A 24,870-nucleotide genomic window follows, 5' to 3' on the forward strand; every position below is an offset into this window, starting at 1 on the left:
TCGCCACCATCCAGAGCGGCCGAGAGACCCGGATCGACGACGCCGCAGCAACCCGCGGACCACGCCCCACGGCGCGGACCGGACACGGGTGCTACCGCCGGGACCGATGGAGGAGCACATGAGCGACATCGACGACCTGACCCCGCGCGAGGCCTGGGACCTGCTCGCGTCCGACGAGCATGCCGTGCTGGTCGACGTCCGCACGGCCGGCGAGTGGCAGCAGATCGGCGTGCCGGACACCGCGGACCTGGGCCGCGAGCCCGTCTTCGTCGAGTGGCTGTCCGGGACCACCCACGCGGTGAACCCGCAGTTCCTCGACCAGCTGGCGCTGGCCGGTGTGCAGCCCGGCGACGGCCGGGACCTCGTGTTCCTGTGCCGGTCGGGCGTGCGGTCCGTCGCCGCCGGTCTCGCGGCGCAAGCGGCTGGTTTCGGTCCGGTGCACAACGTGCTCCAGGGCTTCGAGGGGGACGTCGGCCCGGACGGGCAGCGCGGCCACACCGGCTGGCGCGCCGACGGCCTGCCGTGGCGGCAGGCGTGAGCCGCCGGGTCCCGGGACCCGCCGACTGGGACGACCGCCGGGTGGACCGCGCCGGGCTGCGGCCCGACACGCTCGCCGTGCGCGGCGGCCTGGTCCGCTCGGGCTTCGACGAGACGTCCGAGGCGCTGTTCCTCACCCAGGGCTACGTGTACGAGCGGTCCGCGGACGCCGAGGCGGCCTTCGCCGGTGAGGCCGACCGGTTCCAGTACTCCCGCTACGGCAACCCGACCGTGTCCACGTTCGAGGAGCGCCTGCGCCTGCTCGAGGGCGCCGAGGCGGCCGTGGCCACGGCCAGCGGGATGTCCGCCGTGTTCACGACGCTCGCCGCGCTCGTCTCGTCGGGCTCCCGGATCGTCGCCGCCCGCGCGCTGTTCGGCTCGTCGATCGTGATCTTCGACGAGATCCTCACCCGCTGGGGCGTGCGCACCGACTACGTCGACGGCCACGTCCCGGAGCAGTGGCAGGCCGCGCTGGCCACCCCGGCCGACGTCGTCTTCTTCGAGACGCCGTCCAACCCGATGCAGGACCTGGTCGACATCGCCGCGGTGTCCGCCCTGGCCCACGCCGCCGGCGCCGTCGTGGTGGTCGACAACGTCTTCGCCACGCCCGTCTTCTCCCGCCCGCTCGAGCACGGCGCCGACGTGGTGGTCTACTCCGCCACCAAGCACATCGACGGGCAGGGCCGGGTGCTCGGCGGGGCGATCCTCGGGTCGACGGAGCTGCTGCACGGGCCCGTCCGCACGCTGATCCGCAACACCGGTCCGTCGCTGTCGCCGTTCAACGCCTGGGTGCTGCTCAAGGGGCTCGAGACGATGTCCCTGCGGGTGCGCCACCAGGCCGCCTCGGCGCTGCACCTCGCGGGCTGGCTCGAGCAGCACCCGGCCGTCGCCGGCGTCCGCTACCCGTTCCTGCCGTCGCACCCCCAGCACCAGCTCGCGCTGGCGCAGCAGACGGGCGGCGGCACCGTGGTGACGTTCGAGCTGGCCGTGCCGGAGGGCGCCGGTGCGGACGAGGCCAAGCGCCGCACGTTCGCGGTGCTCGACGCCCTGCGGGTGATCGACGTGTCCAACAACCTGGGCGACGCCAAGTCGATGGTCACGCACCCGGCGACGACGACCCACCGCAAGCTCGGTGCCGCCGGCCGCGCGGCGGTCGGCATCGCCGAGTCGACGGTCCGGTTGTCCGTCGGCCTGGAGGACGTGGACGACCTGGTCGACGACCTGTCCCAGGCGCTGGACGCCGCCGGGTCCGCCGGCTGACCGGCCGGGCGGCTGACAGACCACCCGGCCGGGGGCCCGGGCGGCCCGCCGAGCGGGTCAGGCGACCGTCGTCCCGAAGATCTTGCCGACGGCGTAGGTGATCGCCATGGTCAGGATGCCCATGCCGACGTTGCGCAGGATCGCCCGGCCCTCCGGCGCCTTGCCCAGGCGAGCGCTGAGGAACCCGGTGAGCACCAGGCCCACGACGACGGCCACCACGGTGGCCCACACCCGCGCGCCGTCGATCGGCAGCAGGATCACCACCAGCGGGATGAGCGCGCCGACCGCGAACGAGATGAACGACGAGCCTGCGGCGTGCCACGGGTTGGTCAGCTCGTCCGGGTCCAGCCCGAGCTCGGTCTCGGCGTGCGCGCGCAGGGCGTCGTTCTTCGTGAGGTCCCGAGCCACCTCCTCCGCGACCCGCCGGGAGATGCCCTTCGCCTGGTAGAGCCGGGTGAGCTCCTCGAGCTCCTCGTCCGGCATGTTCTCCAGCTCCCAGCGCTCCTTGGTCAGCAGCGCCTTCTCGGTGTCCCGCTGGGTGCTGACGGACACGTACTCACCGCCGGCCATGGACAGCGAGCCGGCCACCATGCCCGCGATGCCCGCGGTGGCGATGGCCGTGACCGAGGTGGTGGCACCGGCGACGCCGATGACGATGCCGGCGGTGGAGACGATGCCGTCGTTGGCGCCGAGCACGCCCGCACGCAGCCAGTTCAGCCTCGATCCGACCTTCGCGTCGTGCGGCTCCTCGTGCAGCTCGGCCGGGTCCTGGCCGCCCGGTGCTGGCTGGGTCGGCTGCGGGGCGGACGTCGACTCGGGCGCATCGGTCATGGCGACTCCCGGAAAACGAAGGGGTGGTGGCCACCGGCGTGGCGGCCCTGGTCACGACTCTAGGCCGGTCGCCGCGCACGTACCCGGCCGGTGGCGGGCACTGCCGGCTCGCAGGCGGTTGACTCCTCCCATGGCCGATCACCACTCCACCGACCCCGCCGAGAGCCATCGCCTGCGACGGCTCAGCGGGTGGCTCGACGTACGCCCCGGCATCCGCATCGCGGTGTCCGCCGCCGCGGGCGTCGCCGTGGGACTGGTGCTGACGTGGGACTCCGCGGTGGCGGCCGCGATGGGCGCCTGGGCCACCGCGGGTCTGCTGTCGACCCTGTGGACGTGGCTGGTGATCGTGCCGATGAACGCCACCGAGACCGCCGTGCACGCCACCCGTGAGGAGCCGGAGCGGTTCGCGGCGCACCTCATCGTCATCACCGCGGCGCTGGCGAGCCTGTCCGGCGTAGTCCTCGTCTGGACCGGGGCCGAGAAGAAGGCGGGCGCTCTGGGCATGGCCACAGTGCTCGCGGCGATCTTCGCGTCGTGGGCGGCGATCCACACGATGTTCGCGCTGCGCTACGCGCGCATGTACTACACCGGGCCCGACGGCGGCGTGGACTTCCACCAGCAGGAGCCGCCGCAGTACACCGACTTCACCTACATGGCCGTGACGGTCGGGATGAGCTTCGCCATCTCCGACACCGACCTCAAGGCGTCGTCGTTCCGGCGGACCGCACAGGTGCACGCCCTGCTGTCCTACCTGTTCGGCACCGTGATCCTGGCGCTGCTGGTGAACCTGGTCGCGGGGCTGTCGAAGTAGCGCGTCGGCCGGCCCGCATGCGCGCGCCGCGCGGGGTCAGCCGACGAGCGTGTGCAGCACCGAGGTGAAGAAGCGCATCCCGTCGGTGCCGGTCCGCGGCCCACGCGGACCGTCCGGCCCGAACCCCGGTTCGACCGCGTGCTCGGGGTGCGGCATCAGCCCGACGACGTTGCCCGCCGCGTTGCAGATGCCGGCGATGTCCCGGCGGGAGCCGTTGGGGTTCCAGCCGCGGTAGCGGAACACCACGCGACCCTCCCCCTCCAGCTCGTCGAGCGTGTGCTCGTCGGCGACGTACTGCCCGTCCTGGTTCTTCAGCGGCACGGTGATCACCTCGCCGCGCGTGTACTCGCGGGTCCACGGCGTGTCGACGTTCTCCACCTCCAGCTGCTGCTCGCGGCAGACGAAGTGCAGGTGGTCGTTCTTCACCATCGACCCCGGCAGCAGGTGCGCCTCGGTGAGCACCTGGAACCCGTTGCAGATGCCGAGCACCGGCATCCCCTTGCCGGCGGCCTCGACGATCGACGTCATCACCGGCGCGAACCGGCTGATCGCGCCCGCGCGCAGGTAGTCGCCGTAGGAGAAGCCGCCCGGCAGCACCACGGCGTCGACGCCGTGCAGGTCCTCGTCGGCGTGCCACAGGGACACCGCCTCGGCGCCGGACAGGCGGACCGCCCGTGCCGCGTCCCGGTCGTCGAGCGTGCCGGGGAACGTCACCACGCCGATGCGGGTCATCAGGCGTCGGCCCCAGCGGCTGCACCCTCGGCGTCGGCCACGTTCACCACGTCCTCGATCACCGGGTTGCTCAGCACCTGCCGCGCGGCCTCGGCCGCCGCCGCCAGCACCTCGGGCGTGACCGGCCCGTCCACCTCGAGCTCGAACCGCTTGCCCTGCCGCACCGATACGAACTGGGCGAACCCGAGCCGCGGCAGCGCGCCGGCGACGGCCTTGCCCTGCGGGTCGAGGATCTCGGGCTTCGGCATGACGTCGACGACGACGAGTCCCACAGCAGCTCCAGACGGCGTGGCGAACGGGGGTCGGCGCCCATCCTAGAGCGGGCCCCTCCACGGCCGGATCGACCGTCCGCCCGCCGAACCACTCGCCCCGCCGGCACCGACAACCGTTCGGGCCACCGGCACCGTGACCGCTCAGACCTCGGGCACGGCCAGCGGCGACCCGGTGATCCGCTCGTACGCCTCGAGGTACCGGTCCCGCGTCCGCTGCACGACGTCTGCCGGCAGCTGCGGCGGCTCGGCGTCGCCGGCACGGTCCCACCCGGAGGCGTCCGAGGTCAGCCAGTCCCGCACGTACTGCTTGTCGAAGCTCGGCTGCGCGTGCCCCGGCTCCCACTCGTCCGCCGGCCAGAACCGCGAGGAGTCGGGGGTGAGCACCTCGTCGCCGAGGGTGATCTGCCCGGTCACCGGGTCGGTGCCGAACTCCAGCTTGGTGTCCGCGAGGATGACGCCGCGCTCGCGCGCGATCTGCTCCGCGCGGGCGTAGACCGCCAGCGTCAGGTCGCGCAGCGTTGCGGCGGCGTCCCGACCGACCAGGTCCGCGACGGCGGCGAACGGCACGTTCTCGTCGTGCTCGCCGTACTCCGCCTTGGTGGCCGGCGTGAAGATCGGCTCCGGCAGCCGCGAGCCGTCCACCAGGCCGGGAGGGAGCGGGATGCCGGTCACCTGGCCGTTCACGCGGTACTCGGCCAGCCCCGACCCGGTGAGGTACCCGCGGACGACGCACTCCACCGGGAACATGGTCAGCCGCCGGCAGAGCATCGCCCGGCCCGCCACCGCCGCCGGCACGTCGGTGGAGACGACGTGGTTCGGCACGATCTCCGCGAGCTGCTCGAACCACCACAGGCTCAGCTGGGTCAGCACCACGCCCTTGCCGGGGATTCCGGGGCTCAGCACGTGGTCGTACGCCGAGATGCGGTCGCTGGCCACCACCAGCACCACGTCGCCGTAGCGCTCGAAGATCGCGGCACCGGACGGGTCCTCCGCCGGCACGTAGAGGTCGCGCACCTTGCCCGAGTACGCGTGCGTCCAGCCGGTCAGGTCCACCGCATCCGCCATGGCGGCATCCTCCCCCAGCGGCTGCGGGCGTCGCACGACCGTCCGCCGACGTGCCTGTTCAGGGCAGCATCAGGTCCCGCACGTCGCGCAGCCCCGGTAGCGGCGCCACGCCCAGCGGCCGCTTCCAGTAGACCCACGGGAACCACATCGTCCCGATGCGCTGCCAGCCGTCGCCGGGCCGCAGCGGGCCGGCGCCGACGTAGGAGCGGTGGTGCTCCCACTGCTGGTCGGACTCCTCGACCTCGAAGAACAGGGGGCCGTAGGCCACCGCGTGCCAGCCGTACCGGCCCGCGCGCTCCAGCACCCGCATCTCGTTGAAGGCCGTCAGAGGCGTCAGCAGCTGCCGCCGGTGCGGCACCGACTCCCCCGCAGGCTCCGGCTCCGGCAGCTCGTCGCGGCGGCCGTACCGCTGCTGCGCCGCCTGCCGCGTCATGCCGAGCACGTCGCCGATCTGCTCCCAGGTGCAGCCCGCCGACCGCGCCGAGCCGACGGCGGCGACCAGCAGCTGACCGGTCTCGTCGTACGCCGCCCGGGCCAGGCGGACCAGGTCCAGGTGCGAGCCGGGCTCGTGCTCGAGGCGGGCGGCGAGGTCCGGCTCGGCCGCGTCGAGGGCGGCGGCGAGGTGCTCGCGGAGGGTGGGACGGGTCGGGTCGGACGTCGTCATGCGTCAATCATTGCTTGACGTCATCGCCCCCGTCAACCATTCCTTGACGCCCGAGCGTCCGGCTCAGGCGCCCTGGGCCGCCGCCAGCGCGATGTCCGACCGGTGGTGCGACCCCGGCAGGTCGATCGCCTCAACCCCCGCGTAGGCGGCCTCGCGCGCTGCGGTCAACGTCGCCCCCGTGCCGACCACCGACAGCACCCGGCCGCCCGCCGACACCAGGTGCCCGTCGGCGTCCAGCGCCGTCCCGGCGTGCAGGACGTGCACGTGCGGCAGCTGCTCGGCATCCGCGATGCCCGTGATCGGGTCGCCGCTGCGGGCCTGCACCGGGTACCCGTGCGAGGCGACCACCACGGTGACGGCCGCACCGTCGTCCCAGGTCAGCGGCTCGGTCTCGCCGAGGGAGCCGGTCGCGGACGCCAGCAGCACCCCCGCCAGCGGTGTGCGCAGCCGGGCCAGCACCACCTGCGTCTCCGGGTCGCCGAACCGGGCGTTGAACTCCACGACGCGCACCCCGCGGGACGTCAGCGCGAGGCCGCAGTACAGGACCCCCGCGAACGGTGTCCCCCGCCGCGTCATCTCGGCGATGGTCGGCTTCGCCACCGTCTCGACGACCTCGTCCACCAGCCCGGCGGGCGCCCACGGCAGCGGTGAGTACGCGCCCATCCCGCCCGTGTTGGGTCCGGCGTCCCCGTCACCGACCCGCTTGAAGTCCTGCGCCGGCACCAGCGGCACCACGTCCACGCCGTCGCTCAGCACGAACAGCGACACCTCGGGTCCGTCCAGGTACTCCTCCACCACCACCCGGCCGCCCGGCTTGGCCAGGCACTCGGCGGCGTGCGCCAGTGCGGCGTCGCGGTCGGACGTGACCACCACGCCCTTGCCGGCGGCCAACCCGTCGTCCTTCACGACGTGCGGGGCGCCGAACTCGTCGAGCGCCGCCGCCACCTCGTCGACCGTCGTCGCGACGCGCGCCGCCGCCGTCGGGACGCCTGCCGCCGCCATCACGTCCTTGGCGAACGCCTTCGACCCCTCGAGCATCGCCGCCGCGCCGGACGGCCCGAACACCGGGATGCCCGCCGCGCGCACGGCGTCCGCCACGCCGGCGACCAGGGGCGCCTCCGGGCCGACGACGACGAGGTCCGCACCGAGCTCGGTCGCCAGCGCCGCCACCGCCGCGCCGTCGAGCGCGTCCACCGGGTGCAGCTGCGCCAGTGCGCCGATGCCGGGGTTGCCGGGCGCCGCGTGCAGGGCGGTCACCGCCGGGTCGAGCGACAGCGCACGCACGATCGCGTGCTCTCGGGCACCGGTGCCGACGACGAGGATCTCCACGACGGCCGAGCGTAACGGCCGGGTCGAGCGCCGCTGGGAGCCGTCCAGCGTCGGGCCGACCCGCTCCGGCCGGAAGCGTCAGTCCAGCAGCTCGTGCCGCACGACGGTCGCCTCGCGGCCCGGGCCGACGCCGATGGACGACACCCGCACGCCGCTGATCTCCTCCAGGTGCAGCACGTACCGCTGCGCCGCCGGCGGCAGGTCATCGAACGTCCGCGCGCCGGTGATGTCCTCGCTCCACCCGTCCAGGTACTCGTACACGGGCTTGGCGTGGTGGAAGTCCGACTGGTCCGCCGGCATCTCGTCCACCCGGCGGCCGTCCACGTCGTACGCCACCGCGACCGGGATCTTCTCCTTGCCGGTCAGCACGTCGAGCTTGGTCAGCACCAGGTCGGTCAGCCCGTTGACGCGGGCGGCGTACCGGACCACCACCGCGTCGTACCACCCCGTGCGCCGCGGCCGGCCCGTGGTGGTGCCGTACTCGCCGCCGGTGGTGCGCAGCCACTCACCGTCCGCGTCGAGCAGCTCGGTGGGGAACGGCCCCTCGCCGACGCGCGTCGTGTAGGCCTTCGCGACGGCCACCACGCGGTCGATGCGCGTCGGCCCGACGCCCGACCCGGTGCAGGCCCCACCGGCCGTCGCGGACGACGACGTGACGAACGGGTAGGTGCCGTGGTCGACGTCGAGCATCGTCGCCTGGCCCGCCTCGAACACCAGCGTCTTGCCCTCGTCGAGCGCCCGGTTGAGCACCAGGGGCGTGTCCGCGACGTGCGGGCGCAGCCGCTCGGCGTACTGCAGCAGGTCCTCGACGGTCTCCTCGACCGTCACCGCGCGGCGGTTGTAGACCTTCACCAGCAGCTGGTTCTTGCCGTCGAGGGCGCCCTCGACCTTCTGCGTGAGGATGTGCTCGTCGAACAGGTCCTGCACACGGATGCCGATGCGGTTGATCTTGTCCGAGTACGTCGGGCCGATGCCGCGGCCGGTGGTGCCGATCCGCCGCTTGCCCAGGAACCGCTCGGTGACCTTGTCCAGCGTGCGGTTGTACGGCGGGATCACGTGCGCGGCGGTGGAGACGAGCAGCGCCGACGTGTCGACGCCGCGCTGCTCGAGCGCGTCGATCTCCTGGAACAGCACCTCGAGGTCGACCACGACGCCGTTGCCGATCACCGGCACGACGCCGGGCGTGAGGATGCCGGACGGCAGCAGGTGCAGCGCGTACTTCTCGCCCCCGACCACCACCGTGTGACCGGCGTTGTTGCCGCCGTTGAACTTCACGACGTAGTCGGTGCGCGCGGCGAGCTGGTCGGTCGCCTTGCCCTTGCCCTCGTCGCCCCACTGGGCCCCGAGCACCACGACGGCAGGCATGCTTGTCCCCGTTCCGCGCTGCCTCGCAGGTAGGTGGACCGCAGGGTCACGGGCGGCAGCGGGCCCGTCTCCCGCACGAGGCTATCGCCCGGCGCCCTGGGACCCCGACCCGGGCGCCCCCGCTCGCGTCCGACGGGGGCTCGACCTACAGTCGCACCGAGCACCGCCCGTCGCACCGGGCCGCCGCCCGAACCGGAGGAAACCCGTCGTGATCGAGATCTCCACGTCCGCGGCGACGACGACGCTCACGATCGCCGGCGACCTGGACCTCGCGGAGCGCGACCAGTTCCCGGAGATCACCGCGCGCGTGGTGGGTCTGCGCCGGCAGCTGCTGGTGATCGACATGTGCCGCGTCACCTTCATGGACTCCACCGGAGCGGCGTTCCTCATCTCGCTGGCGGACTCCGGCCGCAAGCGTGGTGGTGCGACGGTGCTGCGTGGTCCCGACCCCCGGGACCTGTTCGTCCTCGAGGTGTGCGGCGCCCTGGACATGTTCCGCATCGACACCGAGCACGACTGCGGCGACTCGGTGCCGACGTCGGCGTTCCAGCACCCGAACGCCTGACCGTCCGAGACCGCCCGGTCAGCCGGCTCCTCAGTCGGCCCTCAGTCGGCGGCGTGGCTCGTCGTCGAGCTCGCCGCCTCCGGCAGGGACCCCGGCCGCAGCTTCGCCCACACCACCTTGCCGCCCCGCGCCGGGCGCCAGCCCCAGTCGGCCAGCCGCTCGACGATCTGCATGCCGAACCCGCCGACGCGTCCCGGGTGCCCGTCGGTCGCCACCGGCGGAGTCGGGTTGGCGTCCTCGACCTCGATCCGCAGACCGTCGCCCGTGTCGTACAGCTGCAGGGCCACCCGGCCCCAGCCGTGCAGCACCGCGTTGGCCACCAGCTCGGACACCACCAGCTCGGCGTTCGCCGCGTCGTCGATGTCCCAGGCCTGACAGGTGCGCACCACCGCGTGCCGGGCCCGGCCGATGGACGCGGCCTCGTTGGGGAGCGCCCACCGCCGACGACGAGGGCTGGGGCGCGAGTCCGTCACCTCGGCCTCGTCGGGCACGCGGACCACCACGACCGCGACGTCGTCCTCCGGCTGGTCGGCCAGCCGCAGCAGCAGGTCCTCTCCGATGCCGGCGGCGTCCGTGGCCGTGACGGCCGCCGCGGCGTCGACCAGTGCCGCCAGTCCCTCGCGCAGGCCGCGGTCCCGTCGCTCGATCAACCCGTCGGTGAAGTACACCAGGGCGTCGCCGGGCTCCAGCTCCACGGTCGCGGTGGGCCGCTCGCCACCGCCGAAGCCGACCAGCGGCCCGGCCGCGTCGGAGAGCGGACGGGCGTGACCCTGCCGCACCAGCAGCATCGGCAGGTGGCCGGCGCGGCAGTAGGCCAGCCGCCACCGGTCGTCCGCCCTGGTCAACGTGGAGAACACCAACGCCGCCGACCGCGGCGTCCGCAGGCCGGCGACCAGCTGGTCGACCCGCTCGAGCACCGGCCCCGGCACCGTCACGTCGAACCCGTACGAGCGCACCACCGACCGCAGCTGGCCCATGGTGGCCGCGGCCTCCACGTCGTGGCCCACCACGTCGCCGATCACCACGCCCACCACGTCCGGCGCGATCTGCAGCACGTCGTACCAGTCGCCACCCACCTGCACGTTGGCCGAGTTGGGCGCGTAGTACGTCCAGACGTCGAGGCCCTCGACCTCGGCCTGCTCCGGCAGCATGGCCCGCTGCAGCGCCTCGGCCACCCGGTGCTCGCGCTCGTAGAGCCGCACGTTGTCCACCGACAGGCCCACGCGGCGCGCCGTCAGCTCCAGCACCGTTCGCGTGGAGCCGTCCAGGCCCGCGAGCCCGGAGCCGCAGCGGCCGCGGACCGCCAGCAGCCCCATCACCCGGCGGCGGCCCGCCACGGGGTAGACGACGACGTACGGCTCGCCGTCGGACGGCCGCCCGTGCCGCGCGAGCCAGTCGCTGGCGCTCCCCGGCACGTGCCCGGCACCCTCCGACACGTCGAGCTCGACCGGCCGCTCGCTGTGGCCGTCCAGCAGCTGCTGCACCGGGTCGGCGGCCAGCTCGGCGGCGGGTGCCGCGCGATCTGCCGGCACGTCGGGGGCCAGGTGCCGCCGGCCGACGCCCGTCGGCGGGCGGTCCGGCTCGATGCCGTCGGCAGCACGAAGGCCGCCGTCGTTCAGGTAGAACGCCGCCCAGTCGACGGTCGTGGACCGCAGCAGCGCCACGATCTCGCCCAGTGCGTGGGGGTCGTCGACGTCGACCAGCAGGTCGGACACCTGGGCGACGACGGACAGCGCCTGCCGCTCCCGCCGCTCCTCGGCCACCTCCTCGGCACGCCGTGCCTCGCGCGAGAGCTCGCCACCGATGTCTCGCAGCACCGCTACCCACACGTCGGCGCGAGGTCCGCCACGCACGGGGGCGAGCCGGGCGGAGCACAGCAGCACGCTCCCGTCAGGACGGCGCACCTCCACGGACAGCTCCACGGGCCGTCGGCCGCGCAGCGCCTCGTCGAGGTGGCCCTCGGCGCCGTCGAGCAGCCGGACCCGCGGGCTCCCCAGCACGCCGTGCGGCGCCGACCGCATGGCGTCGAGCGCGTACCCGGTCCGCATCGACGCGGCCGGGTTCGCCCACAGGACGGCCAGACCGTCGACCGAGGCGTCCAGCACCAGCATCGACATGTCGCTCGCCGCGACCGCCTGCGCCACCAGCTCCTGGGTGCTCTCACCCGAGCCGGGGACCGCCGGGTGCGAGGTGGCCGGTAGATTGACCACCATCACCTCCGATCGTCTAGCGTTCGCGACAGGAGCACGTGCCGCGGGACCCAGCGACAGCCGCCCCAGCACGGCCGGCCGGAAGGAGCATCGTGCGAGACGGTAACAGCCCCACGCCGGACGAGCAGGCCCAGGCCCAGGAGGTCGTCGGGGAGCCCGGCGCCGTCCAGGTGATCGTCGGCGCGGACCGTACGCGCATCGTGCTCTCGGGCGAGGTCGACGCCGATCTCGGTGCCGAGCTGGCCGAGGCGACGTCCGAGGCCGAGCAGCGCGGGCTGCCGATCGAGGTGGACGCGCACCACGTGACGTTCATGGACTCGTCGGGCGTGGCGTTCCTCGCGCGGCTGTCGATCCGTAGCCAGCACCGCGTGCGCCTGCTGCGCGTGCCGCCCACGGTGCGCTTCCTGCTCGAGGTGACGCGGATCGGCGAGCTGCTGGACATCGTCGACGACGACCAGGGCGCGCCGTTCGAGCCGCTGGGCGACGGCACGCCCACGTCCTGACCCCGTCTCGCGGCGGCGCGCAGACCGGCTCGCGAGACACCACCGACGCACGAAGGCCCGGGACCATCAGGTCCCGGGCCTTCGTCGTCGTCAGACCGACCTCAGAGCTTGTGCCCCGCGGAGCCGAGCTGCTGGGCGGCCTCGACCAGGCGCGCGGCCATGCCGCCCTCGGCGAGCTTGCCCCAGGCGCGCGGGTCGTACGCCTTCTTGTTGCCGACCTCGCCGTCCACCTTCAGCACGCCGTCGTAGTTGCTGAACATGTGGCCGACCACCGGGCGGGTGAACGCGTACTGGGTGTCGGTGTCGATGTTCATCTTCACGACGCCGAAGCTGACGGCCGCCGCGATCTCCTCGGCCGTGGAGCCGGAGCCGCCGTGGAACACCAGGTCGAACGGCTTGTCCTTGCCGACCTTGGCGCCGACGACCTTCTGGATCTCCTCCAGGATGGCCGGGCGCAGCTTGACGGCACCGGGCTTGTAGACGCCGTGCACGTTGCCGAAGGTCAGGGCCGTCAGGTAGCGGCCCTTCTCGCCGAAGCCGAGCGCCTCGACGGTCTTCAGGCCGTCCTCGGGGGTCGTGTACAGCTTGTCGTTGATCTCGGCCGCGTGGCCGTCCTCCTCGCCACCGACCACGCCGACCTCGATCTCGAGGATGGTGCGGGCCTTCTGCGACAGCTCGAGCAGCTCGGCCGCGATGACCAGGTTCTCGTCCAGCGGGATGTTGGAGCCGTCGAACATGTGCGACTGGAAGGTCGGCTCCTGGCCGTTCTTCACCTGCTCCGCCTCGAGGGCCAGCAGCGGGCGGACCCAGGACTCGAGGTTCTGCTTGGTGCAGTGGTCGGTGTGCAGGGCGACCGTGATCGGGTAGTTCTTGGCGACCTCACGGGCGTACGCGGCGAGCGCCAGCGAACCGGCGACGCGGTCCTTGATGGTCGAGCCGGAGGCGTACTCGGCGCCACCGACCGAGACCTGGATGATGCCGTCGCTCTCGGCCTCCGCGAAGCCCTGCAGGGCCGCGGTGACGGTCTGGGACGACGTGACGTTCACGGCGGGGTACGCGAAACCGCCGGCCTTGGCGCGGTTGATCAGCTCGGCGTAGACCTCGGTGGTCGCGATGGGCATCGCTGTTTCTCCTGCTTCGTCGGGTCCTGAAGTCGTTCCCCCGAAGTCTTCCACGCCACGGAAGGGCCGGAACCAGGACCCGAGGCCCGGCGGCCGCACAGGACCGCCACACGGGCGCCACGGCTCGCCACCACCCCGGGCCGTACCCTGGGGGCCATGCGCCCCACGACCTCTCGTCCCAGCCGCGGCACGTCGTGCTGACCGCGTCCGCCCTGGCAACCGGAGCGGTGCACACGCTCGGCCCCAGCTTCCTGGACCCCGAGCACATCATCAGCTCGTTGGGCACGGCCGCACTGATCGGCGTGATGGCGATCGTCTTCATCGAGGTCGGGCTGCTGTTCCCGATCCTGCCGGGCGACTCCCTGCTGTTCACCGCAGGCGCCCTGGTGGCGCACGGCGGGTCGCACCTGCCGTCCATCTGGTGGCTGTCGCTGATCATGGTGCTGACGGCGTACGCCGGCACCCAGTGCGGCTACTGGATCGGCCGGACGCTGGGCCCGCGGGTGTTCAGCCGCCCGGACTCGAAGATCTTCAAGCAAGAGCACATCGACCAGACGTACGCGTACTTCGAGAAGTACGGCGGCCGCACGCTGGTTATCGCGCAGTTCATCCCCTTCGTGCGCACGTACGCGTCGGTCGCGGCCGGCGTGGGCCGGATGCGGTACTCGCACTTCGCCCTCTACAACGGGATCGGCGTGGTGCTCTGGGCCGGCGGCGTGACGTGGCTCGGCTACGGGCTGGGCAACATCACCTTCATCAAGAAGAACATCGAGGTGCTGCTGGTCCTCATCGTGCTGATCTCGGTGGCCCCGGTGCTCGTCGAGGCGTGGCGGGCTCGGCGCCGGTCGCGCCTGGCCCGGCCGGCGGCCGCCGAGGTGGCGGTCGACGGGGCACCGGCGCTGGACGGCGACGAGGCCTGACGTGCAGGCACCGCGCGAGATCGCCTCGTGGCTGTGCGACATGGACGGCGTGCTGGTCCACGAGGACCGCGCGCTGGCCGGTGCCGCGGAGTTCGTCGGCGCCCTGCAGCAGAAGGGCCGGCCGTTCCTCATCCTGACGAACAACTCCATCTTCACCACCCGTGACCTGCGCGCCCGGCTCGCGGCGAGCGGGATCGAGGTGCCGGAGGAGGCGATCTGGACGTCGGCGCTGGCGACCGCGCAGTTCCTGGTGGACCAGGCGCCCGACGGCGGCAGCGCGTACGTGATCGGCGAGGCCGGCCTCACCACGGCGCTGTACCAGGCGGGCTTCACGCTGACGGCCAGCCGGCCGGACTTCGTCGTGCTCGGTGAGACCCGGACGTACTCGTTCGAGGCGATCACGCAGGCGATCCGGCTGATCCAGGGCGGTGCCCGGTTCATCGCCACCAACCCCGACGTGACGGGCCCGTCCGCGGACGGCGACCTGCCGGCCACCGGCGCGGTGGCGGCGATGATCTCGGCGGCGACCGGCCGCAAGCCGTACTTCGTCGGCAAGCCCAACCCGATGATGATCCGGTCGGCCCTCAACCGGATCGACGCGCACTCCGAGACCACCGTGATGGTGGGCGACCGGATGGACACCGACATGGTGGCCGGCATCGAGGCGGGACTGCGCACCTTCCTGGTGCTCACCGGGTCGACGCGTGCCGAGGACGTGCAGCGGTACCCGTACCGGCCCACCGAGGTCGTGGACTCCGTCGCCGACCTCGTCGGCCGCGTCTGACGCTCCCGGCCGGGACCCCGGTTCGGCCCTGCACGCCCTGGTCGGCGGCCCGAACGGGCCCTTCGTCCTCGCCGATCGCTACTCCCGGGTAGCACCCTCAGGAGGATGCGACACAGCGAGCTGGCACAGGTGCTCCGCGCCGCCAACCCGTGGTGGTCCCGCCGCACGCGGGTCTCCTGGGCCGTCGACGACGTGCACCTCGCCCAGCGCGCACGGCACGAGTGGCTGACCGGCACGCTCGCCGGCCGGGCCGCGCTGTCCGACGTCGCGCACGCCCCCGCCGGGACGGTCACCGTGCTGGTGGGTCCCCGCGGTGTGGGGAAGACGACGGCGGCGAAGGATGCGGTGGTCCAGGCGCTCGCCGAGCCGGACCTGGACGCCCGTGCGGTGCTGTGGGTTCCGGTCGAGGCGACGCCCGATGACCCGTTCCCCGACCGCCCCCCGCTGGACGCCCAGGACCTGGACAACGCGCTGCGGCGGCCGACGCGGGTGGGTGCACCGGCGTGCGACCAGCCCCGGCTGGTGGTCCTGGACGAGGCGTCGGCGTGCGGTGACTGGGCCGACGTGCTGGCGACGCCGGTGCCGGGCGTCCGGGTGCTGGTGACGGCGTCCCTCGCGGGTGCCGCGGTGGAGCGGGTGCAGGCCGGCTGGGAGGGTGCCGCCACCGTGCGGTCGCTGCGCCCGTCGACCCTGGCGGAGCTGCTCGGCGCCCAGCCGGGCGCTGACGCCCGCGTGGTGCGCGAGGAGTACCTGCGGTACGGCGGCTTCGCGCGGGCCGTGGCCGAGCGGCGCGACCTCGGGGACGTCAGCACGGCGTTCGTCGACCTGCTGGCCGAGGGCCTGCGGCGGGACGTGTGCACCGGTGACCGGTCCGCACCGTGCCCGGTCGAGCGGTTGTTCGTCGCGGTGTGCAGCACCACCGGCCGGTTCGTCGAGCCGGCGGAGATCGCCGTCGAGCTGGGCATCCCCGCCGAGCAGGTCGGCCACCTGCTCGACCGGTTGGCGGACGCCGGCGTGCTGGACCCGCGGCGGGGGTTCGTCGACCCGCTCCTGCACCTGCTGCCGTCGCTGCGCGACCCGTCGCTGCCGCACCCGTCGCAGGAGCACGTCGCGACGTACTCCTTCTAGGGCACGACTCGACGACCGACGGCAGCGGCCGCGCGTCAGAAGCTGACGGTCGGCGCCTGGCGGACCTGCGGGTCGTCCACCTCGAAGTACTCCGCCCGCGTGAACCCGAACATGCCGGCGATCACGTTCGACGGGAACGTCTCGACCTTGGTGTTCAGCGCCCGCACGTTGGCGTTGTAGAACCGGCGGCCGGCCGCGATCCGGTCCTCCGTGTTGGACAGCTCGGCCTGCAGCTGCTGGAAGTTCTCGCTGGCGCGCAGCACCGGGTAGGCCTCGGCCACCGCGAACAGCCGTCCGAGCGCGGCGGTCAGGGCGTTCTCCTGCTCGGCCTGCTGGGCCGGGCCGGCGGCCGGGCCGGAGGCGGCGGCGCGGGCGCGCGCCACCTCGTCGAACACCGCGCGCTCGTGCGCGGCGTAGCCCTTCACGGTCTCGACGAGGTTGGGGATCAGGTCGTGCCGGCGGTGCAGCTCGACGTCGATCTGCCGCCAGGCCTCCTGCACCAGGTTCCGCAGCCGGACCAGGCCGTTGTACTGCGCCACCGCCCACAGCAGGAGCAGGACGACGATCGCCGCGATCACGATCAGGACGACGGACACGGGGTTCACAGGACGGCCTCTCCAGGGGTGCTGTCGGTGAGCGGATCGTAGCCGTGGTCCTGCCACACGTGGCGGGGAACGGCGCGGACGACGGCGGCCAGCACGCCGAGGCGGGCCGCGAGCGAGTCGAGGTCCCAGCCACCGGCCTGCCAGGACAGGATCCAGACGCCGTCGATCCGCCACGACACCCCGCGCGCGTCGCCGCGCAGCAGCCGCTCCATCAGCCGGGGGTTGATCACGTCGGTGGCGGTGCGCAGGTCTCCGGTGGTGACGCGGTAGGCGCGGTTGAAGTCCTCGGACTCGAACTGCATGTCCTGCGCGCCGACCAGGTGCGCCAGCACCGTGCCCAGCCCCTCGGGGGTCACCTGGACGGTGGGCAGGTACGCCGGCAGCCGCAGTGCGACGACGTGCGCGTGGTGCACCTGCCGGTTCTTGCCGTTGCCGGTGGTCCAGCGGTAGTCGAAGGCGACCGAGGGGTGCGCCTCGAAGGACCCCTGGACGACGTCGCACGCCCGGCGGTCGCGCCCCTGGCCGAAGGGGTGGGACGAGGAGATCGTCGTCCACTCGTCGTACCGCTCCGCGTACTGCCAGCCGGTGGCCTGCGCCCACACCTTCAGGCGCCGCCGGTTCTGCACGCGCAGCCACGCCTGCCCGGCCGCCGCGGCGAGGCTCAGCAGCACCACCAGCCAGAAGACCCAGTTGCCGGTCACGGTCGCCACCCTTCCGGACCCAGGCGGTACATCTGCCGCGGCTGACGGCGCGTCGCGCCGCCGGGCAGCGGCGGGTTGTCGTCCAGCACGTAGCCCGGGACCAGCTCCGCGAGGTCCACGACGAGCTCGGCCATGGGCGAGACCCGGCTCAGCGCGGTGAGTCCCGGCCTGTGCACGACCACGTCGCCCGCTTCGAACAGCACCTGCAGCGTCGGGTCGTCGACCGCCATCAGTCGCTCCATCACGCGCGGATGGACCATCGCCAGGGCGTGCCTCGGGTCGGCGGAGAGGACTGACCAGCGGGAGTTGAACTCGGCCCACTCGGTGGAGATCTCCTGGGCGCCGACCGCCTCGGCCGCCGCGCGCACCAGCGTCCGCGGGACCAGCCGCACGGGCGGCCCGTGGAAAGGCCGCGTCGTCGTCACGACGTGCCGGGGCACGTCGTCGATCACGTAGGTCATCGAGTACACGGTGCCGCGCTCATCGGTGCGGCTGATCAGGTTCAGCACCTGCGACCGGGTGGTGGCGAACGGCGGTGACTCCCAGCGGTCCTCGAACAGCTGCGGGACGGCTCCGGTGGACCAGCCGCGCGACTCGGCCCAGCTGCGCATGGTTCGGCGGCCGACAGCGACGCCCTCGAGGTTCGTCCGGAACGCCAGCCAGGCGAGCGGCAGGAACAGGACCACCGCCAGGACCCAGGCGAGGCCGCCCACGGTGCGGCCGCTGGCGTCACCGCCCAGCGCCCCGGCGAGAGCGCCCAGGATCACGTCGCTGACCACCCACAGCACGGGCAGCCCCATCGACAGCAGCCCGAAGAGCGCCAGCACCCGCACGGCGCTGACCTGCCAACGTCGGGGACCGCCACCGTCACGTCTCACGACCGGGGCATCGACACGCGAGGCACCGGACGTGAGGCGGCCGGGTCAGGCGAGGCCGAGGTCGGACAGGCCGTACAGGTAGTGGTAGGGCACGCCGAGGGCCTCGATCTTCTCGCGCGCGCCGGTGTCCCGGTCGACCAGGACGGCAACACCGCGCACCTCGGCACCGGCCTCGCGCACCGCCTCGACGGCCGTGGCCACCGAGCCGCCGGTGGTGGACGTGTCCTCGACCACCACCACGCGGCGGCCGGCGATGTCCGGGCCCTCGATACGGCGCTGCATGCCGTGCGCCTTGGCCTCCTTGCGGACGACGAAGGCGTCGAGGTCCAGGCCGCGGCTCGCGGCGGCGTGCAGGAGGGACGTCGCCACAGGGTCGGCGCCGAGCGTCAGGCCGCCGGTGGCGTCGATCTCGCCGGGGCCCAGACCGACCTCCTCGAGGCGGTCCAGCAGCACGTGGCCGATCAGCGGGGCGGCACGGTGGTGCAGCGTCACGCGGCGCAGGTCGACGTAGTAGTCGGCCTCACGGCCGGACGCGAGCGTGACGCGGCCGTGCACGACGGCGAGGTCGCGGATCAGGTCGCGCAGCTGGTCGCGGGTGGAGGCGGGGCCGGTCGGGGCGTCGGGGCTCACGGGTCGCCAGGGTAACGAGTCGGGCCGACAGCGGTCAGGACCGCTCCGGTGGTGGTCAGGACCGCTCGGGCGCCACGTCGGGTGCGGGCTCCTGGTCCTGCAGCTGCTTGCGGTAGCGGCCGAAGGCGCGGATCGCCGACCGCGGCGCGATGCGGGCGACGGCGGCCGCGGCGCGGTAGCGCAGGCTCGGCGTGGAGAGGACCACACCGCGACGGACGTCGGCCAGGGCGGCCGCGACGACGTCCTCCGGGTTGAGGAAGGTGACGTCCGGGAACATCGAGACGTCGATCCCGCCGCGCTGGTGGAACTCGGTGTGCACGAAGCCCGGCTGGACGACGGTGGCGGTCACGCCCGTCCCCTGCAGCTCCACCGCGAGGCCCTCGGTGAACGAGCGGACCCACGCCTTGTGCGCCGAGTACGTGCCGGAGGCGAGCAGCCCCGCCACCGACCCGACGTTGAGGATCGCCCCGCGGCCACGCCGGACCATCGCCTCGGCCGCCGCGTGGGACAGCACCATGACGGCACGCACCATCACGTCGAGCGCGTACTCCTCGCGGGCGACGTCGCCGCCGACGAACTCCTGCGCCAGGCCGAAGCCGGCGTTGTTCACCAGCAGTCCGACGGGACGCTCGTCGTCCCGCAGCCGGTCAGCGACACGGTCGAGGTCGGCCCGGACGGACAGGTCCGCCACGAGCACCTCCGCGCGCACGCCGGCGGCCGCCTCGAGCTGGGCGGCGAGGCGGCGCAGCCGCTCCTCGTCACGGGCCACGAGCACCACGTCGTGCCGCGCGGTGGCCAGCTGCCAGGCGAACTCGAGACCGAGGCCGGCGCTCGCGCCGGTGACCAGTGCAGTACCCATGCGGGCCACCCTACGGACCGTCGGGCGTGCTCGGGGAGGCGTCGGGCCGCACGACGGCCGACGGGTCCGCCCGCCCGGCGGCCAGGCCTGTGGGTGGCCGGGCGTCTTGGTGTCGGGGGTCGCTCGTAGGGTGGGCGGGTGCAGCTGACGTCGCAGACCCCGCTCGACGTGCTGCGCACCGTCTGGGGGTATGACGAGTTCCGCGGCGCCCAGGCCGAGGTGATCGACCACGTGGTGGCTGGCGGCGACGCGATCGTGCTGATGCCGACCGGCGGCGGCAAGTCGCTCTGCTACCAGGTCCCGTCCCTGGTCAGGGAGGGCACCGGCGTGGTCGTCTCCCCGCTGATCGCCCTGATGCAGGACCAGGTGGACGCCCTCTCGGCACTGGGCGTGCGGGCCGGGTTCCTCAACTCGACGCAGGACCCCACGGCTCGTCGAGACACGGAACGGGCGTTCCTCGCCGGTGAGCTCGACCTGCTCTACCTCGCACCGGAGCGGCTGACCGCACCGGACACCCTCGACCTGCTGGACCGGGGACGGGTGGCCCTGTTCGCGATCGACGAGGCGCACTGCGTGTCGCAGTGGGGCCACGACTTCCGGCCGGACTACCTGCAGCTGTCGTTGCTGCACGAGCGGTGGCCGGACGTGCCGCGGATCGCCCTGACGGCCACGGCGACGGCCGCGACGCACGCCGAGATCCGGCAGCGGCTGTCCCTGGGCGACGCGCGGGACTTCGTCGCGAGCTTCGACCGGCCCAACATCCGGTACCGGATCGTGCCGAAGGACAACCCGCGGGCCCAGCTGCTGCAGCTGCTGCGCACCGAGCACGCCGGGGACGCGGGCATCGTCTACTGCCTGACCAGGGCGTCCGTGGAGCAGACGGCGGAGTTCCTCGTCGGGCAGGGCATCGCCGCGCTGCCGTACCACGCGGGGCTGGACCGGGCCGTGCGGGCACGCAACCAGGCGCGGTTCCTGCGCGAGGACGGCGTGGTGATGGTGGCGACCATCGCGTTCGGCATGGGGATCGACAAGCCGGACGTGCGGTTCGTGGCGCACCTGGACCTGCCGAAGTCCGTCGAGGGGTACTACCAGGAGACCGGGCGGGCCGGACGCGACGGGCTGCCGTCCACCGCGTGGCTGGCGTACGGGCTGGCCGACGTGGTGCAGCAGCGGCGGTTGATCGACGGGTCCGAGGGGGATGCCGCGCACCGGCGACGGCTGACCCAGCACCTCGACGCGATGCTGGCGCTGTGCGAGACGGCCGACTGCCGCCGCGTGCAGCTGCTCTCGTACTTCGGGCAGGCGTCGGAGCCGTGCGGCAACTGCGACACGTGCCTGGCCCCGCCCGAGACCTGGGACGGGACGGTTCCGGCGCAGAAGCTGCTGTCCACCGTGGTCCGGCTGGAGCAGCGGGGGCAGCGGTACGGGGTCGGGCACGTGGTGGACATCCTGCGCGGCAAGGAGACCGAGCGGGTGCGCAGCCTGGGCCACGGCGAGCTGTCGACGTTCGGCATCGGCACGGACCTGTCGGACGTCGAGTGGCGCGGGGTGGTGCGGCAGCTGCTGGCCGCGGAGCTGCTGTCCGTGGACACCGACGGGTACGGGACGCTGCGACTCACCGAGGGCAGCGCGGACGTGCTGCGTGGTGAGCGGGAGGTACGGCTGCGGCGGGAGGCGCCGCGGACGGGTCGGTCGCGGACGCGGGGCGGTGCCGCGGGCGGCCGGGCCGGCGGTGCCGGCGCGCCGGACCTGGACGACGAGGCGCAGGCCGTGTTCGAGCGGCTGCGCGCGTGGCGCGCCGGGGTGGCCAAGGAGCAGGGTGTGCCGGCGTACGTCGTGTTCCACGACGCGACGCTGCGGGACGTGGTGACGCGGCGGCCGGCGGACCTGGACGAGCTGGCCGGGATCGGCGGGGTCGGGGCGGCGAAGCTCGAGCGGTACGGCGCGGGGCTGCTCGCGGCGCTGGAGGGCTGAGTGGACCGCGAGGTGGCGAGCGGCGCCGTGCCGTCGGCGGGCGGCGGCGACACAGTCGCGGCGGGGCGGTTGCCCGGGCCGGCGTGGGCGCGGCACGCCATCTGGTGGCACGTGTACCCGCTCGGCTTCACGGGGGCGGCGACGGACGGGTCGTCGGCCGAGCCGGGAAGGGGCCTGCGGCACCTGGTCGGGTGGCTGGACCACCTGGTGGGCTTCGGGGCGAACGGGCTGCTGCTGGGGCCGGTGTTCCACTCCGCGACGCACGGGTACGACACCCTCGACCACCTGCGGGTGGACGCGCGGCTGGGCGGTGACGAGCAGCTGGACGAGCTGATCGCGGCGGCACATGCGCGCGGCGTGCGGGTGCTGCTGGACGGGGTGTTCAACCACGTGTCGGCGGAGCACCCGTGGGTGCGGGACGCCGTGGCCGGCGGGCCGACGAGCGAGGCCGGACGGCTGGTCCGGTGGGACGGCGACCGCCCGGCGACGTTCGAGGGGCACGGCGCGCTGGTGGCGCTCAACCACGACGACGAACGCGTGCGCGCGTACGTCGCTGAGGTGATGACGCACTGGCTGGACCGGGGGGTGGACGGCTGGCGGATCGATGCCGCGTACGCGGTGCCGGCGTCGTTCTGGGCGGCGGTGCTGCCGGGCGTCCGCGCGCGACACCCGGAGGCGTGGTTCCTCGGCGAGATGATCCACGGCGACTACGCCGGATACGTCGCGGAGTCCGGGCTCGACTCGGTCACGCAGTACGAGCTGTGGAAGGCGATCTGGAGCTCGCTGGTCGACCGGAACCTGTGGGAGCTGGCCTGGTCGCTGGGCCGGCACGACGAGCTGGTCGCACGGTTCCTGCCCCAGACGTTCGTCGGCAACCACGACGTCACTCGGATCGCCTCCACGGTGCCACCCGAGCTGCTGACCCACACCGTCGCGCTGCTGGCCCTGCTGCCCGGCATCCCGTCGGTGTACTCCGGCGACGAGCACGGCTTCCGCGGGGTCAAGGAGGAGCGGGTCGGCGGGGACGACGAGATCCGGCCGGCCTTCCCGCCGTCACCGGACGAGCTGTCGCCGATCGGGCTGCCGGTCTACCGCGTGCACCAGGAGCTGTTCGGGCTGCGGCGGCGGCACCCGTGGCTGGTGGACGGGACGGTCGGCGTGTCCGAGCTGTCGAACACGGCGGCGCGGATCACCGTCACGTCTCGCGGCGGCGGCGAGGCGCTGACGCTGGCGCTCAACCTCGGCACCGAGCCGGTGGCGGCGCCCGGCGGGGCACGGCTGGCGGTCAGCGACCCGGTGTGGGGGGACGGGGCGTCCGTACCGCCGAACGGCTGGGCCGTCCACACCGGCTGAGCCCCAGCTGCGGCCCGGCAGCGGAGTGGGTCAGCTGGGCGGTCGACGGCACCGGAGCGGCTCAGCTGCGGCCGGTGGCGGCGTGGGTCAGCTGCGGCCGGTGCCGTCGACCGCCCACTGGTCGAGCGTGGCGATCTCCTGGTCCGTCAGCGGCGGGGCGCTCAGCGCGGCGACGTTCGAGCGCAGCTGCTCGGCCGAGCTGGCGCCGACCAGGGCGGACGTGATCCGCTGGTCGCGCAGCACCCACGACACGGCGAGCTGCGCGAGCGTCTGGTCGCGGCCCTGCGCGAACTCGTTGAGGACCCGCGCGCGCTGCAGGTAGGTGTCGGTGATGTTCGACGCCGAGAGGAACCGGCCGGTGGCGGCGCGGGAGTCGGCGGGCACCTCGCCCGACAGGTACCGGTCGGTGAGCAGGCCCTGCGCGAGCGGCGAGAACACGATGGTGCCGATGCCGAGGTCGCCCACCACGTCCAGCAGCGACTCCGTCTCCCCCGGTGCCACGTTCTCGACGTGCCGGTTGAACATCGAGTAGCTGGGCTGGTGGATCAGCAGCCGCACGCCCATGTCCGCGAGCAGGGCGTGCGCGGCACGGGTCTGCGACGGCGAGTAGTTGGAGACACCGACGTAGAGCGCCTTTCCGCTGTTCACAGCGCTGGCCAGGGCACCCATCGTCTCCTCCAGCGGCGTGCTGGGGTCCGGACGGTGGTGGTAGAAGACGTCGACGTAGTCGAGCCCGAGCCGCCGCAGCGAGGCGTCCAGCGACGACAGCAGGTACTTGCGGGAGCCGCCGTCCTGGTACGGCCCCGTCCACATCGGGTAGCCGGCCTTCGTCGAGATCACGAGCTCGTCGCGGTACGCCGCCAGGTCGGCCGCGAGCGCGCGGCCGAGGTTCGTCTCCGCCGAGCCGGGGCCGGGGCCGTAGTTGTTCGCCGCGTCCAGGTGCGTGATGCCGAGGTCGAACGCGGTGTGCAGCACCTCCAGCTGCCGCCCGTACGGGCTGGCGTCGCCGAAGTTGTGCCACAGGCCCAGCGAGATGGCCGGCAGGTCGAGCCCGCTGCGGCCGGTGCGCCGGTAGGTCATCGAGTCGTACCGGTTCTCGGCGGCGGCGTACGGCGTGGGCATCGACGGCGATCCTCTCGGGTGGCGCACCGACGGCCGTCGGCGGCCGCCGCGGCAGGGGTGCGCGACCAGGCTAGCCACCGGAACCGACACCGGCCCGTGGCAGCATCGGCCCGTGCTGCACGTCGTCTTCCACGAGCCCCGCATCGCCGGGAACACCGGCAACGCGATCCGCATGGTGTCCGGCACCGGTGCCGTGCTGCACCTCGTGGAACCGCTGGGTTTCGAGCTGGACGAGCCGCGGTTGCGACGCGCCGGGCTGGACTACCACGACCTCGCCCAGGTGGTGGTGCACCCCGACCTGGACCATGCCCTGGCCGGCCTGACCAGGGTTTTCGCCTTCACCACCGGTGCCAGCCGCTGGTACACGGACGTGGACTGGCAGGACGGCGACGCGCTGCTGTTCGGCGCCGAGCCGACCGGCCTGCCGCCGGAGGTGCAGGCCGATCCGCGCGTCACCGACCGGGTGCGCATCCCGATGCTGCCCGGGCGGCGGTCGATGAACCTGTCCAACGCGGCGGCGGTGGCGACCTACGAGGCGTGGCGGCAGATCGGCTTCCCGGGCGGCGCCTGAGGAGCCTGCGCCTGGACCGGCGGGCCGCGTCGCTGTCGTCCCGCTGCCTGCCGAGGCCTGACGCCGGCCCGGCCGGGCGC

26 protein-coding genes are annotated in these 24,870 nt (G+C 73.5%); 11 read left to right on the forward strand and 15 right to left on the reverse strand.

Features of this window, described 5'->3' with window-relative positions:
- The first annotated feature begins 118 nt into the window (after positions 1-118).
- Positions 119-538, forward strand: a complete 420-nt coding sequence (locus N0B34_RS15215; RefSeq protein WP_263731450.1) for a rhodanese-like domain-containing protein — start codon at positions 119-121, stop codon at positions 536-538.
- Positions 535-1,797, forward strand: a complete 1,263-nt coding sequence (locus N0B34_RS15220) for an O-succinylhomoserine sulfhydrylase (RefSeq protein ID WP_263731449.1) — start codon at positions 535-537, stop codon at positions 1,795-1,797. The genes N0B34_RS15215 and N0B34_RS15220 overlap by 4 nt, the downstream gene beginning before the upstream one ends.
- 57 nt (positions 1,798-1,854) lie before the next feature.
- On the opposite strand, the gene N0B34_RS15225 is transcribed toward N0B34_RS15220, so the two are convergent.
- Complete coding sequence (locus N0B34_RS15225) at positions 1,855-2,628, reverse strand: VIT family protein (RefSeq protein ID WP_263731448.1); 774 nt, start codon at positions 2,626-2,628, stop codon at positions 1,855-1,857.
- A 130-nt stretch (positions 2,629-2,758) separates the two neighbouring features.
- Between N0B34_RS15225 and N0B34_RS15230 the strand changes: the two genes are divergently transcribed.
- Complete coding sequence (locus N0B34_RS15230; RefSeq protein WP_263731447.1) at positions 2,759-3,439, forward strand: DUF1345 domain-containing protein; 681 nt, start codon at positions 2,759-2,761, stop codon at positions 3,437-3,439.
- 36 nt (positions 3,440-3,475) lie between these two features.
- Here the strand turns inward: N0B34_RS15230 and purQ are convergent, their stop codons facing one another.
- The 6 genes from purQ to N0B34_RS15260 form a co-directional block, all read right to left on the reverse strand.
- Complete coding sequence (gene purQ, locus N0B34_RS15235; RefSeq protein ID WP_263731446.1) at positions 3,476-4,171, reverse strand: phosphoribosylformylglycinamidine synthase subunit PurQ; 696 nt, start codon at positions 4,169-4,171, stop codon at positions 3,476-3,478.
- Entirely contained in the window at positions 4,171-4,443 is a 273-nt protein-coding gene (gene purS, locus N0B34_RS15240) for a phosphoribosylformylglycinamidine synthase subunit PurS (RefSeq protein WP_263731445.1), read from the reverse strand. The genes purQ and purS overlap by 1 nt, the downstream gene beginning before the upstream one ends.
- Positions 4,444-4,584: 141 nt before the next feature.
- Positions 4,585-5,508, reverse strand: a complete 924-nt coding sequence (locus N0B34_RS15245) for a phosphoribosylaminoimidazolesuccinocarboxamide synthase (protein WP_263731444.1) — start codon at positions 5,506-5,508, stop codon at positions 4,585-4,587.
- 58 nt (positions 5,509-5,566) lie between these two features.
- Positions 5,567-6,172: a hypothetical protein gene (locus N0B34_RS15250; RefSeq protein ID WP_263731442.1), complete on the reverse strand. Its 606-nt coding sequence runs from the start codon at positions 6,170-6,172 to the stop codon at positions 5,567-5,569.
- Positions 6,173-6,235: 63 nt separating this feature from the next.
- Positions 6,236-7,501 (reverse strand): phosphoribosylamine--glycine ligase, encoded by a 1,266-nt coding sequence (gene purD, locus N0B34_RS15255; RefSeq protein ID WP_263731441.1) that lies wholly within the window; start codon positions 7,499-7,501, stop codon positions 6,236-6,238.
- A 78-nt stretch (positions 7,502-7,579) separates the two neighbouring features.
- Positions 7,580-8,866: an adenylosuccinate synthase gene (locus N0B34_RS15260; RefSeq protein WP_263731440.1), complete on the reverse strand. Its 1,287-nt coding sequence runs from the start codon at positions 8,864-8,866 to the stop codon at positions 7,580-7,582.
- A gap of 208 nt (positions 8,867-9,074) precedes the next feature.
- Here N0B34_RS15260 and N0B34_RS15265 point away from each other — a divergent pair, with 208 nt between their 5' ends.
- Entirely contained in the window at positions 9,075-9,431 is a 357-nt protein-coding gene (locus tag N0B34_RS15265) for an STAS domain-containing protein (RefSeq protein WP_263731439.1), read from the forward strand.
- 41 nt (positions 9,432-9,472) lie between these two features.
- Here the strand turns inward: N0B34_RS15265 and N0B34_RS15270 are convergent, their stop codons facing one another.
- Positions 9,473-11,644, reverse strand: coding sequence for a SpoIIE family protein phosphatase (locus N0B34_RS15270; protein ID WP_263731438.1), 2,172 nt, complete (start codon positions 11,642-11,644; stop codon positions 9,473-9,475).
- An 89-nt stretch (positions 11,645-11,733) separates the two neighbouring features.
- Between N0B34_RS15270 and N0B34_RS15275 the strand changes: the two genes are divergently transcribed.
- Positions 11,734-12,144 (forward strand): STAS domain-containing protein, encoded by a 411-nt coding sequence (locus N0B34_RS15275; protein WP_263731437.1) that lies wholly within the window; start codon positions 11,734-11,736, stop codon positions 12,142-12,144.
- A gap of 101 nt (positions 12,145-12,245) precedes the next feature.
- Here the strand turns inward: N0B34_RS15275 and fbaA are convergent, their stop codons facing one another.
- Complete coding sequence (gene fbaA, locus N0B34_RS15280; RefSeq protein WP_263731436.1) at positions 12,246-13,265, reverse strand: class II fructose-bisphosphate aldolase; 1,020 nt, start codon at positions 13,263-13,265, stop codon at positions 12,246-12,248.
- Positions 13,266-13,459: 194 nt separating this feature from the next.
- On the opposite strand from fbaA, the gene N0B34_RS15285 reads away from it, so the two are divergent.
- The 3 genes from N0B34_RS15285 (at position 13,460) to N0B34_RS15295 (ending at position 16,097) form a co-directional block, all read left to right on the forward strand.
- Complete coding sequence (locus N0B34_RS15285) at positions 13,460-14,185, forward strand: VTT domain-containing protein (RefSeq protein WP_263731435.1); 726 nt, start codon at positions 13,460-13,462, stop codon at positions 14,183-14,185.
- A 40-nt stretch (positions 14,186-14,225) separates the two neighbouring features.
- Entirely contained in the window at positions 14,226-14,969 is a 744-nt protein-coding gene (locus N0B34_RS15290) for an HAD-IIA family hydrolase (protein ID WP_263731605.1), read from the forward strand.
- 105 nt (positions 14,970-15,074) lie between these two features.
- On the forward strand, positions 15,075-16,097 hold the full coding sequence (locus tag N0B34_RS15295; protein WP_263731434.1) for an AAA family ATPase: 1,023 nt from the start codon (positions 15,075-15,077) through the stop codon (positions 16,095-16,097).
- A 35-nt stretch (positions 16,098-16,132) separates the two neighbouring features.
- Here N0B34_RS15295 and N0B34_RS15300 read toward each other — a convergent pair whose 3' ends face one another.
- The 5 genes from N0B34_RS15300 to N0B34_RS15320 are packed head-to-tail and all read right to left on the reverse strand — an operon-like array spanning position 16,133 to position 19,770.
- The gene (locus tag N0B34_RS15300) at positions 16,133-16,693 is read right to left on the reverse strand and encodes a LemA family protein (protein WP_263731433.1); all 561 of its coding nucleotides are present in this window, start codon (positions 16,691-16,693) and stop codon (positions 16,133-16,135) included.
- 5 nt (positions 16,694-16,698) lie between these two features.
- Positions 16,699-17,403 carry a hypothetical protein gene (locus N0B34_RS15305; protein WP_263731432.1) on the reverse strand — a complete coding sequence of 235 codons (705 nt, stop codon included), beginning with the start codon at positions 17,401-17,403 and terminating at the stop codon, positions 16,699-16,701.
- Positions 17,400-18,281 (reverse strand): hypothetical protein, encoded by an 882-nt coding sequence (locus tag N0B34_RS15310; protein ID WP_263731431.1) that lies wholly within the window; start codon positions 18,279-18,281, stop codon positions 17,400-17,402. Before N0B34_RS15310 ends, N0B34_RS15305 begins: the two co-directional genes overlap by 4 nt.
- A 45-nt stretch (positions 18,282-18,326) precedes the next feature.
- Complete coding sequence (gene pyrE, locus N0B34_RS15315) at positions 18,327-18,911, reverse strand: orotate phosphoribosyltransferase (protein WP_263731430.1); 585 nt, start codon at positions 18,909-18,911, stop codon at positions 18,327-18,329.
- A gap of 55 nt (positions 18,912-18,966) precedes the next feature.
- Positions 18,967-19,770 carry an SDR family NAD(P)-dependent oxidoreductase gene (locus tag N0B34_RS15320; RefSeq protein ID WP_263731429.1) on the reverse strand — a complete coding sequence of 268 codons (804 nt, stop codon included), beginning with the start codon at positions 19,768-19,770 and terminating at the stop codon, positions 18,967-18,969.
- Between the two features lie 138 nt (positions 19,771-19,908).
- On the opposite strand from N0B34_RS15320, the gene recQ reads away from it, so the two are divergent.
- Both recQ and N0B34_RS15330 read left to right on the forward strand, forming a co-directional pair.
- The gene (gene recQ / locus N0B34_RS15325; RefSeq protein ID WP_263731428.1) at positions 19,909-21,744 is read left to right on the forward strand and encodes a DNA helicase RecQ; all 1,836 of its coding nucleotides are present in this window, start codon (positions 19,909-19,911) and stop codon (positions 21,742-21,744) included.
- Positions 21,745-21,813: 69 nt separating this feature from the next.
- Positions 21,814-23,097: an alpha-amylase family glycosyl hydrolase gene (locus N0B34_RS15330; protein WP_263731604.1), complete on the forward strand. Its 1,284-nt coding sequence runs from the start codon at positions 21,814-21,816 to the stop codon at positions 23,095-23,097.
- An 87-nt stretch (positions 23,098-23,184) separates the two neighbouring features.
- Here N0B34_RS15330 and N0B34_RS15335 read toward each other — a convergent pair whose 3' ends face one another.
- Positions 23,185-24,219 carry an aldo/keto reductase gene (locus tag N0B34_RS15335; protein WP_263732259.1) on the reverse strand — a complete coding sequence of 345 codons (1,035 nt, stop codon included), beginning with the start codon at positions 24,217-24,219 and terminating at the stop codon, positions 23,185-23,187.
- Positions 24,220-24,331: 112 nt separating this feature from the next.
- On the opposite strand from N0B34_RS15335, the gene N0B34_RS15340 reads away from it, so the two are divergent.
- Positions 24,332-24,790 (forward strand): tRNA (cytidine(34)-2'-O)-methyltransferase, encoded by a 459-nt coding sequence (locus N0B34_RS15340; RefSeq protein WP_263731426.1) that lies wholly within the window; start codon positions 24,332-24,334, stop codon positions 24,788-24,790.
- The last annotated feature ends 80 nt before the right edge of the window (positions 24,791-24,870 follow it).

The sequence above is a fragment of the Cellulomonas sp. SG140 genome (genome assembly GCF_025770785.1).
GTDB lineage: Bacteria > Actinomycetota > Actinomycetes > Actinomycetales > Cellulomonadaceae > Cellulomonas.

What these genes read in the sequence shown, in the direction of transcription:
- N0B34_RS15320 (WP_263731429.1), bottom strand. Translation starts at nt 19,770, where the DNA reads ATGGGTACTGCACTGGTCACCGGCGCGAGCGCCGGCCTCGGTCTCGAG.
- N0B34_RS15215 (WP_263731450.1), top strand. Translation starts at nt 119, where the DNA reads ATGAGCGACATCGACGACCTGACCCCGCGCGAGGCCTGGGACCTGCTC.
- N0B34_RS15270 (WP_263731438.1), bottom strand. Translation starts at nt 11,644, where the DNA reads ATGGTGGTCAATCTACCGGCCACCTCGCACCCGGCGGTCCCCGGCTCG.
- fbaA (WP_263731436.1), bottom strand. Translation starts at nt 13,265, where the DNA reads ATGCCCATCGCGACCACCGAGGTCTACGCCGAGCTGATCAACCGCGCC.
- N0B34_RS15260 (WP_263731440.1), bottom strand. Translation starts at nt 8,866, where the DNA reads ATGCCTGCCGTCGTGGTGCTCGGGGCCCAGTGGGGCGACGAGGGCAAG.
- N0B34_RS15295 (WP_263731434.1), top strand. Translation starts at nt 15,075, where the DNA reads ATGCGACACAGCGAGCTGGCACAGGTGCTCCGCGCCGCCAACCCGTGG.
- N0B34_RS15225 (WP_263731448.1), bottom strand. Translation starts at nt 2,628, where the DNA reads ATGACCGATGCGCCCGAGTCGACGTCCGCCCCGCAGCCGACCCAGCCA.
- N0B34_RS15290 (WP_263731605.1), top strand. Translation starts at nt 14,226, where the DNA reads ATGGACGGCGTGCTGGTCCACGAGGACCGCGCGCTGGCCGGTGCCGCG.
- N0B34_RS15230 (WP_263731447.1), top strand. Translation starts at nt 2,759, where the DNA reads ATGGCCGATCACCACTCCACCGACCCCGCCGAGAGCCATCGCCTGCGA.
- N0B34_RS15250 (WP_263731442.1), bottom strand. Translation starts at nt 6,172, where the DNA reads ATGACGACGTCCGACCCGACCCGTCCCACCCTCCGCGAGCACCTCGCC.
- N0B34_RS15245 (WP_263731444.1), bottom strand. Translation starts at nt 5,508, where the DNA reads ATGGCGGATGCGGTGGACCTGACCGGCTGGACGCACGCGTACTCGGGC.
- N0B34_RS15335 (WP_263732259.1), bottom strand. Translation starts at nt 24,219, where the DNA reads ATGCCCACGCCGTACGCCGCCGCCGAGAACCGGTACGACTCGATGACC.
- purQ (WP_263731446.1), bottom strand. Translation starts at nt 4,171, where the DNA reads ATGACCCGCATCGGCGTGGTGACGTTCCCCGGCACGCTCGACGACCGG.